We start from the raw sequence: 16430 nt of genomic DNA, 5'->3' as shown, positions 1-16430 counted from the left end.
AGCGTTGCGTATCCAATCGTTCCCCCTGAAACTTACTGCCCGGCCATCTTGTGCAGCCTGGTGACGATGACCTGGCGCGGCGGGAAGCCGAGCGCCTGCGGCACCTCGACACGGCGATGGACGGTGTCCATCGCGTAGCCGGCCTTCGCCAACTCCACGAAAACATCCGAGGGCGGTTCCCTGTCATCGGCGAGCACAAGCACCGCCGGTTCGCGGATGAGGCGGGCGAAGTCCGGTATCTCGTCATCGAGCACGATGAGGTCGGCATCGACGAGGCGCAGATTGCCGACCCAGAACCAGCTCGAGACCACGGTCTTGACCGGACCATCGGCTTTGATCTGGTCGTAAAGCGACCGGTAGTCCATGCGCACAATGCCGCCGCGGCTGTCGCCGCCGTTCACGTGCATGTACCAGCTTACCGGCAGCACAAGGATGGCGAGGACCGCGCCGACGAAGACGATGGTTGCTTGCGCTTTTGCGCCCCTTTGGCCGATGGCGTCAAAACGCATGGCAAGGGCGGCGGGCAAAAGGACGAATATGGGCAGCACCCAGCGATCGCGAAACTGCGTGATGCCGCCGGCCAGAACCACCACCAGCGTAACAGCCAAGGCAAGGGCAATCGTGCGCCACAGCAGCTTTTCGGGCCAGCGCATCGGCTGTGGGGTCGTCACGGTTTTCCGTGCGACCAGGAAAAACGCGACGGCAACGATAGCGATCGGCAGACCCGCGAAATTGAGCATCGCGTTGCCAAGCCCCCGCAGGGCGAGCGCCGCCGTCTCCACGAGGTTGTCGCCTTGGCCGGCGCCGAAGCCACCGCTGTGCGCCAGGAAGTCATCCGGGTGCGCGAGGTTCCAGTGAAGTGTCGGGAGGCAGGCGAGGATCGCCACGGCCACGCTGATCAGGAAGCGGCGGTCGAAGATCGACTCCCGCGTTTCGCGAAGCGACAGAGCCGCCAGGAACAGCGCGGCAAGGAAGATGACGATGTTGTACTTCGACAGCATCGCCGCCGCCGTCGCCAGGCCGAACAGCGCATAGGCGATGGCCGACCGGCGCTTCTCGACCTCGACCAGCGCCAGAAGCAGCACCGAGGTGAAGCAGAATATGGCGATGGAGTGGGTGAGGGCATGCTGCATTTCCCAGAAGATCTGCGGGAACAGAAGCAGCCCGAACATGCCGGCGGCAGCGGCGCGGTTCGAATAGCCGAAGCGGCGTATGGCCGTGAAATACGCGATCAGCCCCGCAGCCAGCAGGCCGTATTTGACGATCTTGAGGGCAAGAACGCTGGTTCCGACCAGCGAGGCCGCGAGCATGGCGAGCCAGGTGTATAGAGGCGGCTGCGAGCTGCCGTAGCCGGCGGCCAGGAACCGCATTTCCATCAACTGCTCGGAATCGTCGACGCCGACGCCGGTGCCCGCGACGTGGGACAGCAGCGCCATCACCAGGATCTGGGTGAGGCAGTAGAGCAGGGTAAACGTAACCGCGGCGCTGAAGGGACCGACCCGTTCATCGCAGAGCCAGTCGGTCCATTTCTCTAACTGCCGCAAGGGGATCGTCTTCTCATGCTGATGCGCCGGTAGCAGGCTCGACCATGCCATAGCAACCGGCGCAATCCAACGACAGGGCGCGTCAGGTCCGCATCTTCTCGCCGCTCGGGTCGAAGGGCGGCTCGACATTGATGCGGGCCGGGCGGCGGTGGCCGAGGATCTCGATCTCGAATAGGCCGGCGCTTTCGTCCTCGGCGAGGGCGGCTGGCACGTAGCCTTGCGCCATCGACTTCTGGACGTAATGCGCATAGCCGCCAGACGTCACCCAGCCGACCACGCGCCATTCGCCGTCGACGATGCCGCGCACGGCCGATGCGCCTTCGGCAGCCTTGGAGCCACGCACTTCCTTGCCCGATGTGTCGAAGCGGGGTGCGCCATAGCCGTGCGGCTTCTCGACCGTGCCGTAATCCTTGCTGACCTTGGCCCAGATCGGCTCGTCGCCCATCACATCGGCATCGGCCGCGTCGACGATGAAGGAGACGCGGCGCAGCTTCGGCCCTTCGGCGTGTTCCTTGGCCGAGGCCTCGCGGCCGATGAAGTCGTTCTTCTCGAGCTTGATGAAGCGGTCCATCGAGCCTTCGAACGGCCCGTAGATCGGCCGCAGCTCGCGGAACCAGGTCGGGAAGTTCTTTTCGAGACGCATCGACAGCAGCGCGCGCATGCCGAAGTCGACAATGCCGAATTCCGCGCCGGCGTCCTTGATCGCCTTATAGACCAGACGCTGATAGGCCGGGGCCATCCAGATCTCGTAGCCGAGGTCGCCGGTATAGGTGATGCGATTGACCATGCAGGGCGCGCCGCCGACCGCCATCTGGCGGAAATCCATGAAGCGGAAGGCCTTGGTCGAGACGTCGACATCGACCAGCTTCTGCAGCAGGTCTCGCGATTTCGGTCCGGCGATCGACAGACCCACAAGCGTCTGGTCGAAGCGGTGGATGCGCACCTCTGACGCCCTTGGGCCGTCCTTCGGCAGGTGCTTCTCGAACCAGCGCATATGGTATTTCTGCGCGGCCGACGAGCCCCAGATCATGAAGCGGTCCTCACCCGACTTGGCGATGGTGAAGTCGCCGATCAGCTTGCCGAATTCGTTGACCATCGGGGTCAGCACGATGCGGCCGACCTTGGGCATGCGGTTGGTCATCAGCCGGTTGAGGAAATCCTCGGCGCCGGGCCCGGAGACTTCGTATTTGGCGAAGTTGGCGATCTCGGTGACGCCGACATGCTCGCGCGTCGCACGCACCTCCTCGCCGATCGGGCCGAAATCGTTGGAGCGGTGGAAGGAGACGATGTCCTTGGGCTCCTTGCCCTTCGGCGCGAACCAGAGCGGGGTCTCCAGGCCCCAGCTATCGCCCATGACGGCGTTGTTGGCGACCATGGTGTCGTAGAGCGGCGTGGTCTGCGCCGGACGCGCGGCCGGCAGTTCCTCGTTCGGGAAGCGGATGGAGAAGCGGCGCGAATAGTTTTCGCGCACCTTGGCGTTGGTGTAGCGCAGGCTCGCCCATTCGCCGAAGCGGGCGACGTCCATGCCCCAGACGTCGAAGCCCGGATCGCCATGCACCATCCAGTTCGACAGCGCCAGGCCGACGCCGCCGCCCTGGCTGAAGCCGGCCATGACGGCGCAGGCGCACCAGAAATTGGTCAGGCCCTGCACCGGGCCGACCAGCGGATTGCCGTCGAGCGCGAAGGTGAAGGGGCCGTTGATGATCTGCTTGATGCCGGCCTTCTCGATGCCCGGAAAATGCTTGAAGCCGATCTCAAGCGACGGCGCGATGCGGTCGATGTCGGGCTGCAAAAGCTCATGGCCGAAATCCCACGGCGTGTTGACCGGCGACCACGGCTTGCAGGCCTTCTCATAGGTACCGAGCAGGATGCCGTTGCGCTCCTGGCGGGTGTAGATCTCGCCCTTGAAGTCGAGGACGCCGATCATCTCGCGGCCGGTCGACTTGTTGAATTCCTCGACCTCCGGCATCGGCTCGGTCAAGAGATACATGTGCTCCATCGCCAGCACCGGCAGCTCGACGCCGACCATGCGGCCGATCTCGCGCGCCCACAGGCCGCCGCAATTGACGACATGCTCGGAATGGACCGTGCCCTGTTCGGTGACGACGTTCCAGGTGCCGTCCGGCTGCTGCGTCAGGTCGACGACGCGGTTGCGCAGCACGATCTCTGCGCCGAGCTTTTTCGCCGCCTTGGAATAGGCGATGGTGGTGCCGGACGGATCGAGATGGCCTTCGACCGGATCCCACATGGCGCCGACGAAGTTCTTCTCGTCCATCAAGGGGAACATTGCCTTGGCTTCCGAAGGCGTGATCAGCTCGGTGTCCATGCCAAGGTAGCGGCCCTTGGCGTGCGCCAGCCGCAGGAAGTCCATGCGCTCGGGCGTATCGGCCATCATCACGCCGCCGGTGAGGTGCAGCGAGCAGGACTGGCCGGAAATCTCCTCGATCTCCTTGTAGAGCTGGACCGTGTAGGCCTGCAGCTTGGCAACGTTCGGGTCGCCGTTCAGCGTGTGGAAGCCGCCGGCCGCATGCCAGGACGAGCCGGAGGTGAGCTCCGACCGCTCGATCAGCATGATGTCGGTCCAGCCGGCCTTGGCGAGGTGATAGAGCACCGAGCAGCCGACGACGCCGCCGCCGATGACAACCGCTTTAACGTGAGATTTCATACAGATGGGTCCGTTTTTGAAAATACTGTATCGGATGATCGGGGTGTGAATACGAAGCGCAGATCGGAGGCGACGATGTCTTCGGCCAGCCTGCCGTCAAGCGCGGCAAGGATGGTTTCACAGACGGGAGTGCGTTGCTTCAGGACATCATGGTTCCAAACACGCAGGATGGAATAGCCCTGAGCCTGCATGAAATCGTCGCGGTGCCGGTCATATGAGCTGTCGGCGTGTTGGGACCCATCGATTTCGACGACAAGCCAACGCTCGCGGCATGCGAAATCAGCAAAAAAGGGGCCGATGGAAAACTGGCGTGTGAATCGGTAACCGCCGAGCTTGCGGCTCTTAGGTTCAAGCCACAGTAATGCTTCCGCTTGATTGCCGGCCTGGCGCAGGTTTCTTGCCCGCTGGGTGGTGCCCTGTTTGCGGCGGCTTCGCGTTTGAGCAGCGCCTTCCCCCACTCCGTCGCCGCTTCGCGGCGCCACCTCTCCCCCCTCCGGAGGGAGAGGAAGGGCGCCAGCTGGAATCGCCGCGCGCCTTTCCTCTCCCCCGTCGATCGGGGGAGAGGTGTCGAGCGAAGCTCGACGGAATGGGGGTCGACTGCTCATCCTCAACCCAGAAGATCAGAAATCCGTCGGCGCGCCGCCTTCGGCGCGGCGCTTCTCGACGAAATCGTTGAGTTCCTCGCGGATGGCGGGGTCCATGTAGGGCTCCTCATAGGACGCAAGGCGTTCCTTCCAGACCTTGTTGGTGCGTTCCATCGCCGTCGGCGAGCCGGCTTCCGTCCAGGTCTCGAAATTGCGCCAGTCGGAGACGATCGGCGAGTAGAAGGCAGTCTTGTAGCGCGCCTGCGTGTGCGGGGTGCCGAAGAAATGGCCGCCCGGACCGACCGACTGGATGGCGTCGAAGCCGAGCGCGTCCTCCGACAGGTCGAGCGGGGTCAGGTACTCGGCCACCATCTGCAGCAGGTCGATGTCGAGGATGGTCTTTTCGTAGGAGCAGCGCAGGCCGCCTTCCAGCCAGCCGGCGCCGTGCATCATCAGATTGCCGCCGCCCTGGATCGCGCCCCACAGCGAGAAGACGCTTTCATAGGCGGCCTGCGCGTCGACCGTGTTGGCGGCGCAGGTGTTGGAGGTGCGATAAGGGATGTTGTAGCGGCGGGCGAGCTGGCCGCCGACGAGCTGCGCCTTCATGTATTCGGGCGTGCCGAAAGCCGGCGCGCCGGATTTCATGTCGACGTTGGAGGTGAAGCCGCCATAGCCGACCGGGGCGCCCTTCTTCACCATCTGCGCAAAGGCGATGCCGGAAAGCGCCTCGGCGTTCTGCTGCACCAGCGCACCGGCGACGGTGACGGGCGCCATGGCGCCGGAGAGCGTGAACGGCGTGACGATGACGACCTGGCCCATGCTCGACATCTGGATGATGCCTTCCATCATCGGCACGTCGAGCTTGAGCGGCGAATTGGTGTTGATGATGGTGAAGACCGAAGGCTCCTGCATCAGCTGTTCGCGGCTGATGCCGCGGGCGATGCGGGTGATCTCGATGCCGTCGACGTTGCGCTCCTTGCCGAGCGAATAGATGTGGAAGACCTTGTCGGTCAGCATGGCGAGGTCGCGGATGCATTCGAGGTGGCGGACCGAGGGATGGATGTCGATCGGCTCGACCGGATAGCCGCCGGTGCAGTTGAGGATATTGTGCATCTGCGCCAGGCGCAGGAAGTTGCGGTAATCGGCCTGGTTACCGGGCCGGCGGCCGCGGTCGAGGTCGGAGCAGTTGGGCGCCGAGGCCATCATCGACAGGATGACGTTGTTGCCGCCGAAACGAAGATTGTGCGCGGGGTTGCGGGCATGCAGCGTGAATTCCGACGGGCAGTGCGAGACGAGATCGAGGATCATGTCGCTGTCGAAGCGCACGCGCTCCGAGCCTTCGCGCACATCCGCGCCATGCGTCTTCATGATGCGGCGGGCTTCATCATGCAGGACGTCGACGCCGATTTCCTTCAGCACGCGCAGCGATGCGAGGTGGATCGATTCCAGTTCGTCGTCGGAGACCAGCTTGGTCGGCGTCAGCGGGTTCTTCAGCTGCCGGAAGGCGGGCTGCTCGAAAGCGGCCGAGCCGCCGGCGCGTTTTCCCGCGCGGCCGCCACGGCGGGCGCGATCGGTTGCCAGGGCCGGTTCGGCGGGATGGAGGGCAGCGGTCATGAAATGCCTCGTCAGGGTCCGTATTTGGCCGGCATAATGGACCGGCGGCCATGCAGCCGGTGAGGAGGCGGCGACCACTAGGGCGAGGGAAGCGACATGACGGAGGGGAGGGTGCGCCAGCCTCAAGGCTCATGATGGAAGACGAAGTAGCTGCGGTACACGTAGTCGATGGAATGCATTGCCGTCGCCCGCGCGGCACGCGGCGACATGTGGAAGGTCGAGCGATAGTACGATGCCAGTGACGCAACCGCGCGGGGGTATTGCCCGCGGAGCGCGCGGTAGGCGCTGCGATATCGGGGGCCGCGCACCGCCCATTTTCTAAGACCGTCGTCAACTTCTGCGCGTGAGTTGTAGGGCTCGCGTTTCAATGCCCATGGACGCATGACGGCGTTGGTCCAGGCTTGTTCGGCCAGATGCGCTATGCGCGCGGTTGGCTGCAATGTGCCCTCATTTGTTCCGGACCCCAGCGCCTCGGCCAGCAAGGTCGCGAAGCGTTGTACCGGCTTTGGCAGCAGCAGGACAGCCCGGCTCACATTCGCCATGAAGGCGATGCGGCAACGCGCGGACATCCCGGCTTCGTCCAAGACGTATACGTCCCAGCCTGTTTCGTCGTTTTGGTCGATTGCCCATATCCGGTTCGAGACCGGGCCCTGCAAAATCTGCAGAGGCCACCATACGCCACTGATGATGGGATGCTGGGCGCTGATTTCCGGGTCGTCGGGATCGACCAGAAAGGTATCGGCGGGAAGAGAGCCGTCGGCCAGGTAATAAGTGTAGCGATCGCCACGCCAGCCTACCTGCTGCTCGGTCACAAGCAGGCGCTTGCCGTTCTGCGGCGTGACCTGCCAATACAGGTTGCGCAGCGTGTTGGGATCACCCTTGTAAGGTATCTTTTCGAAAACCTGAGAATCGGCGTTCTGAACGTCGTCTCCTCCCAAGATTTTATCCTGGTCGAGGCCGAGCACCAACCGAGACGCAACGTCGGCCGCTGCCGACAGTGGCGCCATCATGCTGAACGCGTCCGACTTGAATAGCACCGAGGCCATGGCCAGAGCCTCGCGGCACTCGGATCGCTGTATGTCGCCAGTCATCAGCGGCCATGCGAGCGCTGCTTTGGCTGTGAAAAGTACACAGGTCCAGGCGATGGCCAACTGCCTGTAGAGGATGGAAGTTTTCATCGGATCCCGGCTCTCGTTCGAGCGCGAACAATGCGTTTCGCGGTGTCCACGAGGCCAGCGTCTTGTTTGGCCTTGATTGGCACCGGCAGCCGCGCGATGTATGCGGTTGTGCGGATTTGTCCGGTGCGAGATGAGGCCAGATATCGAACCGTCCGAGAACCAGAACACAGCGATGGCGGAGCGCGTTCGGGAAGAATTGGCCCGCCGTCGCATGTCTCGTCAGACGCTGGCGGAGTCAGCCAAAATCAGCATTTCGACGCTTGAAAAGGCCCTGAACGGAAGCCGTCCCTTCACCACCGCGAGTGTCGTGCGGCTGGAAGCCGCCTTGGGCGTTTCGCTGCGCGACAAGGCTCCCAAGCTCTCGTCGTCGAGCCCGGATCTGGGCGGATATGCCAAAGCCGGCGTTGCTTGGCTCGAAGGAGATTACCTGACGCTGCGGCCTTCCTTTGAGGTCGCGGACACCATCTATGCCTACCGTACGCAGATTTACTGGGATGAGGGCCAGGGGTGTCTGGCGTTCCGCGAAATGGACCGCCTGGACGCGCCGTTTTCGCAAAAGGGCGTGGTCTCGATACCCAGCAAATCCGGGCAAATCTATCTCTACACCAACGACCAGGGGCAGATGCGGGTGGCCATCCTCAATCGCCCGCATATCGGCGGCGAAATCTATGGATTGCTCGCGACGCTGGCCGTCGGCGCAGGCAGCAATCTCACTCCTGTTGCAACGCCGATCGCGCTGCTGCCATGGCCTGGCATCGGCAATCCGAAATTGGGGCGCATTCAGCAAGGCGATGCCGAATATCAGGATTGTCAGAGGCATCTCAGCATGATCGTCGACGCCGGATACGCGAAATTGCTGACATGATCGGGTGAAGCGCCGCAGCCTGCTGGTGGCGTTCGCCTTGTATCGTTCGCTGCAGCGCCGGGGCTCCTGACAGGGTTTGGCTGGAGCATCCGCTTTCGCCGGCGGTGGGCCTTACGGCAATCGGCCGCAACGGCTAAGCCTCCAAGCGATTGGAGCAGGAAACGATGGCTCTGGCGGATTCGAAGAGCAGCGAGAGCGTAGAGTGGGCCGCGATCACCGGCGTGATCGCGACCGTGTCGGTGTTCGCCATCGCGCAAGGGCTTTCCTATCCGCTGCTGAGCTTCATCCTGCAGCGGCAAGGCGTTTCGCCGGCCATGATCGGGCTGTCGGCGGCGATGACCCCGGTCGGCTTCATCCTGTCCTCGCCGCTGATCCCGGGATTGGCGCGCCGGTTCGGGGCAGGGCGCACCGCGCTCACTTGCGCGGCGCTCTCGGCGCTGGTGCTGGCGCTGGTCGGCTGGACGCAAAATCTCTATCTGTGGTTCCCGCTGCGCTTCCTGATCGGCGTGGTGACCAATCCGCTTTATGTGCTCAGCGAAATCTGGGTGATCGCGCTGGCGCCGCCGGCACGGCGCGGCCGCGTCATGGGCATCTATTCCACCATCATTTCGGCCGGCTTCGCGGCCGGGCCGCTGTGCCTGCTTGCGGTCGGCACCGAGGGCTGGCCGCCTTTCCTGGTCGGCATCTTGGCTTTCCTCTTCTGCGGCGGCTGCCTAGCCGTGGTGGTGAAGCGGCTGCCGAAGGTCGACGAGGCCGAGAACAAGGTTTCGGTGCTGGGCTTCATACCGATGGCCTGGCTGCTGATGTCGGCGGTGGTCGTCGCGGCAGGGTTCGAGCAGGCGATCCTGGCGCTGCTGCCGGTCTATGGAACGCATCACGATATTCCCGAGGCGCGCATGTCGGCGCTGCTGTCGGTGATGATCGCCGGCAACATCGCCATGCAGGTGCCGCTCGGCCTGCTCGCCGAAAAGCTCACGGCGCGCCTGGTCCGCTTTGGCTGCGTAGCCGTGACGATTTTGGGCTGCGCGCTGTTGCCTGTTCTGATCGATACCCCGCTGATCTGGACCTGCGTCTTTGTCTGGGGTGCCGTTTCCTATGGCATCTACACGATGTCGATCATCGAACTCGGCGAACGTTTTACAGGCTCGGCGCTGGTTGCCGGCAACGCCGCCTTCTCGCTGATGTGGGGTCTCGGCGGCATCATCGTGCCGCCGCTGACTGGCGGCGTGATGGACGTCGTCGGCGCCGCCGGCCTGCCGGTCACGCTCGGTGCGATCTGCACGGCGCTGGCGGCGGCGACGGTTGTGCGAAAACGAGTGTTATAGGGCGGTCGGAATCCTCAGCCGCCTTGCCGTCGGAAGATTGCCCAAAGATCGCAGTCGGCGTGTCGCTCTTCCGGATATGTTCTGTGCAGCAGATCGCGAATTTCGACCGCGCGATCGAAGTCGTCCAACAGCCCGACGTTGGAGAGTTCCGAGTTCGCGAAGACATCGGGAAAGCCGCCGCAATTGCTCAACGCGCTGTTGCCGACAACCTTGTCCATGAGATCGTAGCCAAGGAACGCGAACCCGCCCCACGCGAGCGAACGCACATCGGCCAATGGCCTTCGGATCACGCCAAGGACGTTGAGGTCGTGCGCATCGCCCAATTCCGAAAGCAAGAAATCCAGGTCCACGAAGAAATCCAGCATATAGTCCTCATTTACAATATGAGGCCAGTAGCTGTCCTTTATGTCGCCAAGCGCCGTTGGACAAAGAATCCCATCAATCGTGACAACTTCGGTCAATTGGGCTAGGCCCGACCACTCGACGTATTCCTCCCACCCGCTGCCGTGGGACGGATCAAACTTCTCCGTTGCGATATAGAGACGCTGCATAATTTCCCCGCCCGGCCATAGCGATTTCGAAGTGCTCCTTTTTACCGGCTGCAATTGAATGTCGGTAGCGCCGTGCCGATGTTTGTGGCACCGAGCATGACGAAATTCGGAGACCGCATGACCCAATCGACCGCACAAATGCAGCCCGCTTCGGCCGATAGCACCGAAGATCCCTTCCTCTGGCTGGAGGATCGCAACAGCAAACAATCGCTCGACTGGGTTCACCGCCAAAATGCGCTGACGGTCGCCGAACTGCAGGGCGATCCTTCCTATCAGGCGGCGTTCGACACCGCGCTCGACCTGATGACGGCCGAGGACAACATGCCGGTCGGGGCCGCACTAGCCGGCTACGTCCATAATTTCTGGCAGGACAAGACCAACGCGCTGGGCCTGTGGCGGCGCACCACGGTCGCTTCCTACAAGACCGACAGACCGGATTGGGAAACGATCATCGACTTCGACCAGCTCTCGGCGAAAGAGGGCGTGAAGTGGGTGTTCGGCGGGGCAAGCCGGCTCTATCCGGATTTCGACCGTTGCCTGCTTTCCATGTCGCCCGACGGAGGCGACGCCAGCGAGATGCGCGAATTCGACATTGCGACGAGGTCCTTTGTCGAGGGCGGGTTTTCCGCGCGCGCCTCGAAGTCGGGCTTTTCCTGGCTGGACAAGGACACGGTTCTCGTCTCGGCGGCTTTCGAGGAAGAAGACAAGACGCAGTCCGGCTATCCGCGCGTCATAAAACTCTGGCGGCGCGGCACGAAGCTCGAGGATGCGACGCCGATCTTCGAGGGCGAAAAGCACGACCTCGCGGTCGGCGGCGGCGTCGAGTATGACGGCGACAAGCGGCATGTGCTGCTCGGCAAGACCATCGACTTCTTCACCTCTCATAGCTTCCTGCGGCTGGATTCAGACGAAAACAGACGCATTCCGCTGCCGGACGACGCCACCGACACGGCGGTCTTCAAGGGACAGATGATCTTCGGCGTGCGCAGCCCATGGACGACGCCCGGCGGCACGCGCTGCCTGCCCGACGGGCTTTACTCCTTCGATTTCGATCGTTGGATCGCGACCGGCGAATTTGGCCCATTCCAAACCGTGCTCGAGCCGGCGCATCGCGTGTCGATCGCCGGGCTTGCCAGGACGCAAGACCGGCTGTTCATCAACCTGATGGACAATGTGCGCGGCAAGGTCATCGCCTGCGACCGCACCGCCGACGGCTGGTCGCTGAAACGGATCGCGCTGCCCGACAACGGCAATGTCGGCATCAGTCACGTCGAGCATTTCGGCTCGAGCGTGTCCTTCTCCTTCACCGATTTCCTGACGCCGAGCTCGATCATCTGGTCGGACGACGATGGCGAGACGCTTAAAACCGTGAAGTCGCAGCCGGCCCGCTTCGATGCCTCGCCCTATGTTTCGGAGCAGTTCGAGGCGCGCTCGAAGGACGGCACGATGATCCCGTATTTCGTGGTGCGGCGGCGCGGCCAGAAAGGACCAGTGCCGGCGCTGCTCTACGGCTATGGCGGCTTCGAAGTGCCGCTGCTGCCCGGCTATGCCGGCATTCGTGGCAAGCTTTGGCTGGACAAGGGCAACGCCTATGTGCAGGCCAACATCCGCGGCGGCGGCGAATTCGGCCCAGCCTGGCACCAGGCGGCGCTCAAGGGCAAGCGCCAGATCGCCTTCGACGATTTCGCGGCGGTGGCCGAGGATGTGGTCAGGCGCGGCATCACCACGACGGCTCAGCTCGGCATCCAGGGCGGCTCGAATGGCGGCCTGCTCACCGGCGTGTCGCTGACGCAGCGGCCGGAACTGTTCGGCGCCGTCATCATCGACGTGCCGCTGCTCGACATGCTGCGCTACACCGAACTGCCGCCCGGCGCCTCGTGGATCGCCGAATATGGCGATCCCTCGAAGCCGGAGGAAGCCGCCTGGCTCGGCGCCTACTCGCCCTATCAGCATGTCGCGGCGAGTGTTGCCTATCCGCCGGTGCTGTTGATGACGTCGACCGCCGATGACCGTGTCCATCCTGGTCATGCCCGCAAGATGGCGGCGCGGCTGCAGGAGGCAGGGCATGGCCGGACGCTGTTCTTCGAGGAGACCGAAGGCGGCCATGGCGGGCGCGGCGACCGCCGGCCGCAAGCGGCGCAGACGGCGATGCGCTATATGTTCCTGCAGCGGGCACTCGGAAAGACTGCCTGACTGGATGGCTTGAATTTTAGGCCTCAGGCGGCATAAGCTGCCGCCATGATCCGTTTCAGCACTTCAGGCGCCTTCGGGGTCGCGGTGACGCCGTCACCGCGGACCCTTCGCGCCGAGCTGTTGCGGCTGTGCGCCCGCATCGGCTATTCGCCGCCTGCCTTCCTCTAAGAATCCGCCCCCGGCCGTTGCCGGATTGATTCAAGAGGAAAGATCAAATCCATGACCTATCAGAATTATTCGCTGAAGCAGCTTCAGCAGATCGACGCCGCGCATCACCTTCATCCCTTCACCGACCACAAGGAGCTGCGCGAGACAGGCTCCCGCATCATCACCCATGCCAATGGCCCGTTCATCTACGATGCCGACGGCACCGAAATCCTCGACGGCATGGCGGGCCTTTGGTGCGTCAATGTCGGTTATGGTCGCGACGAGCTGGCCGAGGCCGCCTATGCGCAGATGAAGGAGCTGCCCTACTACAACTCCTTCTTCAAATGCTCGACGCCGACGCCGGTGCTGTTGTCGAAGAAGCTCGCCGAGCTGGCACCCAAGCATGTCAGCCAGGTTTTTTACGGCTCGTCCGGGTCGGAGGCCAACGACACGGCGCTCAGGCTGGTGCGCCACTATTGGGCGCTCGAAGGCAAGCCCGAGAAGAACCGCGTCATCTCGCGCAAGTCGGCCTATCACGGCTCGACCATCGCCGGCACGTCGCTCGGCGGCATGGAGCCGATGCACAAGCAGCTCGGCGGCGCCGTGCCCAACATCGTCCATGTGATGATGCCTTATGCCTATGAGCTGGCGCTTCCCGGCGAGAGCGACCATGATTTCGGCATCCGCGCGGCCAAGGCGGTCGAGGACGCGATCCTCGAAGCCGGCGCCGACAAGATTGCCGCCTTCATCGGCGAGCCGGTGATGGGCGCCGGCGGCGTGAAGATTCCGCCGATGAGCTACTGGCCGGAAGTCGAGCGCATCTGCCGCAAATACGATGTGCTGTTGATGCTGGACGAGGTCATCACCGGCTATGGCCGCACCGGCGAATGGTTCGCGGCACAGACCTTCGGGATCGAGCCCGACACCATCACCACGGCCAAGGCGCTGACCTCGGGTTACCAGCCGCTATCGGCGCTGCTGGTCGGGGATCGTGTCGCCAGGACGCTGGTCGAGAAGGGCGGCGAGTTCTATCACGGCTACACCTATTCCGGTCATCCGGTGGCTTGCGCGGTGGCGCTCAAGAACCTCGAGATCATCGAAAAGGAAGGGCTGGTCGAGCGCGTCAAGAACGACACCGGACCCTATTTCGCGCAGGCGCTGCAGGAGCGGATCGCCGGCCACAGGTTGGTCGGCGAGGTGCGCTCGATCGGCCTGATGGGCGCGATCGAGATCGTCAAGGACAAGGCGACCAAGGAGCGCTATCTGCCGTCCGGAAGCGCCGCGGTCGTGGTGCGCGACCATGCGATCGCGAACGGCATGATGCTGCGCGCCACCGGCGACACGATGATTCTTTCGCCGCCGCTGATCTGGACGCGCGACACGATCGACATGGCTTGCGAGCGCATCGCCAAGGCGCTCGATCTGGCGGATGCGGATTTGCGCAAGCGCTAAGACAAAGGGCCGGGCGCCTGTTGGCATGGGGCGCCCGGCTCAACTTCCTACGATTGTCGAGCAAGACATAAGCCAAATCGCTTTGGAAAACCGGCTGCCCGGCCAGCAGAAACGTAACCGCATCCGAGGACCGGTATTTCACCCGACCGTCCTGAATTAGCTCGGATGGCTTGCCGGCCAACCGTTGCAGTGGCCGACTTCGTGTCGGATAACCGCGTTTGGCGTTGCGCGCATGAACGTCTTGTTCACGACGATAATTATGCATGAGCGTTTCGACACAGGAAGCGAACACCCGCGCCAGGCGGTGACGGACCCTACTCGGATTTTATGTTTCACGAAAAGCGCACGACAGGTTGCTTCGACTTCCCGCTGAGGCAAACGCTTGATGGTCAGCTTGCCGGCGAAGGCATGATCGAAGCGACGGGGCGGGTTCCAAGTGGGATCGTTGGCCCCCGCAAATGCCGACGAGCATCCCAACAACACGATAGCGGCAAGTACTGTCCGCATGCTGTTCAATGTAGTCATGTCATGTCCCCCCCCTTTTTTTGGTCAGCATTCAGCAACATCGATGAATAGGCAAGGATGAGCGTTCACCGGCTCAGGGTGCAAGGCGTCGATGCGCCGATCGTGCTGGACAATGAAGACCATGTGGCCATTCCGAACGTGGCAATCGGAACATGATGCGGACCGCGCGGTACAGTCCCTGAAACGCAAAAACCGCGTCCCTGCGGGAACGCGGCTCTGCCAGATACGCATGGCGTTTCGCGACAAGAATACTTGCGAAACTTACGGGCTCCGGTACGCGAGACCTGATCCGGAGCGCCGGGCAGACGCGATGTCCGCCTCGCAATCCGTTTTAAAGGCACATCGTTACCGGTGAGTTAGCGAGACCTTAAGCAAATCTAAATTTGCCGGCTTCGGATCGGAAAATTTTGAAAATAACCTTTTAAAAGCAGTGGCTTAAGCTGAATTTCCGCGCAGGAAATTAATAATGCCGGAAAAATCGACGCCGGCATGTCCTTGGGCGTTGAACAAGGCATAGAGTTGCGTGGCTTCGGCGCCGAGCGGGGTCACGGCGCCCGCGCTTTGCGCGGCTTCCTGCGACAGTTTCAAGTCTTTCAACATGAGCGCCGCGGCAAAGCCCGGCTTGTAATCGCGGTTGGCCGGCGAGGCGGGCACCGGACCGGGCACCGGGCAGTAAGTCGTGAGCGACCAGCATTGGCCGGACGAAGTGGAGGCGACGTCGAACAGCGCCTGGTGCGACAGGCCAAGCTTTTCGGCCAGCACGAAGGCTTCGGCGACGCCGATCATCGAGATGCCGAGGATCATATTGTTGCAGATCTTGGCCGCCTGGCCGGCGCCGTCGCCGCCGCAATGGACGACGCGCCCGGCCATCGGCTTCAGGATCGGCTCGGCGGCGGCGAAGGCTTCGTCCGAACCGCCGGCCATGAAGGTGAGGGTGCCGGCCGTGGCACCACCGGTGCCGCCGGAAACCGGCGCGTCGATCGAGGGCAGACCATGCCTGGCGGCAATCGCATGCGCCTTGCGCGCCGATTCGACATCGATGGTCGAGGAATCGATGAACAGCGCGCCCTTCTTAGCCTTGGGCGCGATGTCCTCATAGACCGACAGCACATGCTTGCCGGCGGGCAGCATGGTGATCACCACATCAGCGTCCTTTGCCGCCGTGGTGGCGTTCGCCATCACTGTCACGCCGTGTTCCTTCGCAACCGTAAGGTTTTCGGGTACCAGGTCGAAGCCCAGCACCGCATGCCCCGCCTTGACGAGGTTGGCGGCCATCGGATTACCCATGTTGCCGAGCCCGATGAAGGCGATCGTCGTCATAGTGGTGCTCCCAGGTTAGGCAGTAGGCAGTAGGCAGTAGGCAGTAGGCAGTAGGCAGTAGGGGGTAGGGGGTCTATTCAGGTGCGAGCTTGATAATAAGCTGGCGAAGCATTTTTCCGATGGCTTCCGTGGCTGACAGCATGTGATGAACCTCATCGCGAGTGGCCAAGCCGATGCGTTCAGCGATCTGGAGATGCGTCTCAAGCTCCTTTAGAGAGCCTTGGGCTATCCTGAGAAACTGCTGATAAGAGCCGGTGTTATCTCGGCCGTAGCCTTCCGCAATGTTTGCGGGGATAGATGTGGCTGAGCGGCGAATTTGGCTGGTCAGCCCATACAGTTCCTCTTTTGGCCATTTCTTGGTCAGGGAGTAGGTGGCGACAGCCAGATCCATCGCCTGCTGCCACACGATCAAATCCTTGTATGAGTTGATCTTACTGGTCATCTTTCCCTACTGCCTACTGCCTACT

At 62.8% G+C, this 16430-nt stretch carries 13 protein-coding genes; 5 read left to right on the top strand and 8 right to left on the bottom strand.

The window, feature by feature from the left end:
* Positions 1 to 32: 32 nt before the first annotated feature.
* The 5 genes from KVT37_RS01735 to KVT37_RS01715 all read right to left on the bottom strand — a co-directional run bounded on the left by KVT37_RS01735 (position 33) and on the right by KVT37_RS01715 (position 7585).
* Entirely contained in the window at positions 33 to 1595 is a 1563-nt protein-coding gene (locus tag KVT37_RS01735) for a glycosyltransferase family 39 protein (RefSeq protein WP_217569018.1), read from the bottom strand.
* 31 nt (positions 1596 to 1626) lie between these two features.
* On the bottom strand, positions 1627 to 4209 hold the full coding sequence (locus KVT37_RS01730) for an FAD-dependent oxidoreductase (RefSeq protein ID WP_217569016.1): 2583 nt from the start codon (positions 4207 to 4209) through the stop codon (positions 1627 to 1629).
* Complete coding sequence (locus tag KVT37_RS01725; RefSeq protein WP_217569014.1) at positions 4206 to 4691, bottom strand: endonuclease domain-containing protein; 486 nt, start codon at positions 4689 to 4691, stop codon at positions 4206 to 4208. Before KVT37_RS01725 ends, KVT37_RS01730 begins: the two co-directional genes overlap by 4 nt.
* 138 nt (positions 4692 to 4829) lie before the next feature.
* A complete protein-coding gene (locus KVT37_RS01720) occupies positions 4830 to 6407 on the bottom strand; it encodes a trimethylamine methyltransferase family protein (protein WP_217569012.1) in 1578 nt (525 codons plus the stop codon).
* Positions 6408 to 6529: 122 nt separating this feature from the next.
* Positions 6530 to 7585: a hypothetical protein gene (locus tag KVT37_RS01715; RefSeq protein WP_217569010.1), complete on the bottom strand. Its 1056-nt coding sequence runs from the start codon at positions 7583 to 7585 to the stop codon at positions 6530 to 6532.
* Positions 7586 to 7757: 172 nt separating this feature from the next.
* On the opposite strand from KVT37_RS01715, the gene KVT37_RS01710 reads away from it, so the two are divergent.
* Positions 7758 to 8450, top strand: coding sequence for a helix-turn-helix transcriptional regulator (locus tag KVT37_RS01710; RefSeq protein WP_254633743.1), 693 nt, complete (start codon positions 7758 to 7760; stop codon positions 8448 to 8450).
* Between the two features lie 164 nt (positions 8451 to 8614).
* Complete coding sequence (locus KVT37_RS01705) at positions 8615 to 9775, top strand: MFS transporter (RefSeq protein WP_217569006.1); 1161 nt, start codon at positions 8615 to 8617, stop codon at positions 9773 to 9775.
* A 14-nt stretch (positions 9776 to 9789) separates the two neighbouring features.
* Here KVT37_RS01705 and KVT37_RS01700 read toward each other — a convergent pair whose 3' ends face one another.
* A complete protein-coding gene (locus KVT37_RS01700) occupies positions 9790 to 10326 on the bottom strand; it encodes a hypothetical protein (protein ID WP_217569004.1) in 537 nt (178 codons plus the stop codon).
* A 117-nt stretch (positions 10327 to 10443) separates the two neighbouring features.
* On the opposite strand from KVT37_RS01700, the gene KVT37_RS01695 reads away from it, so the two are divergent.
* From KVT37_RS01695 to KVT37_RS01685, 3 genes are read left to right on the top strand one after another with little or no spacing between them, the layout of a single operon-like run.
* Positions 10444 to 12519, top strand: coding sequence for a prolyl oligopeptidase family protein (locus KVT37_RS01695; protein ID WP_217569002.1), 2076 nt, complete (start codon positions 10444 to 10446; stop codon positions 12517 to 12519).
* A 45-nt stretch (positions 12520 to 12564) separates the two neighbouring features.
* Positions 12565 to 12687: a hypothetical protein gene (locus KVT37_RS01690; RefSeq protein ID WP_041003987.1), complete on the top strand. Its 123-nt coding sequence runs from the start codon at positions 12565 to 12567 to the stop codon at positions 12685 to 12687.
* Positions 12688 to 12738: 51 nt separating this feature from the next.
* On the top strand, positions 12739 to 14118 hold the full coding sequence (locus KVT37_RS01685) for an aspartate aminotransferase family protein (protein ID WP_217569000.1): 1380 nt from the start codon (positions 12739 to 12741) through the stop codon (positions 14116 to 14118).
* A gap of 960 nt (positions 14119 to 15078) precedes the next feature.
* On the opposite strand, the gene mmsB is transcribed toward KVT37_RS01685, so the two are convergent.
* A complete protein-coding gene (gene mmsB, locus KVT37_RS01680) occupies positions 15079 to 15963 on the bottom strand; it encodes a 3-hydroxyisobutyrate dehydrogenase (protein WP_217568998.1) in 885 nt (294 codons plus the stop codon).
* Positions 15964 to 16036: 73 nt separating this feature from the next.
* The gene (locus KVT37_RS01675) at positions 16037 to 16405 is read right to left on the bottom strand and encodes a four helix bundle protein (protein WP_217568996.1); all 369 of its coding nucleotides are present in this window, start codon (positions 16403 to 16405) and stop codon (positions 16037 to 16039) included.
* Positions 16406 to 16430: the final 25 nt, after the last annotated feature.

The sequence above is a fragment of the Mesorhizobium sp. GbtcB19 genome, from assembly GCF_019091085.1.
In the GTDB taxonomy this organism is placed as follows: domain Bacteria; phylum Pseudomonadota; class Alphaproteobacteria; order Rhizobiales; family Rhizobiaceae; genus Mesorhizobium.
This window is presented reverse-complemented; position numbering and strand designations above follow the sequence as displayed.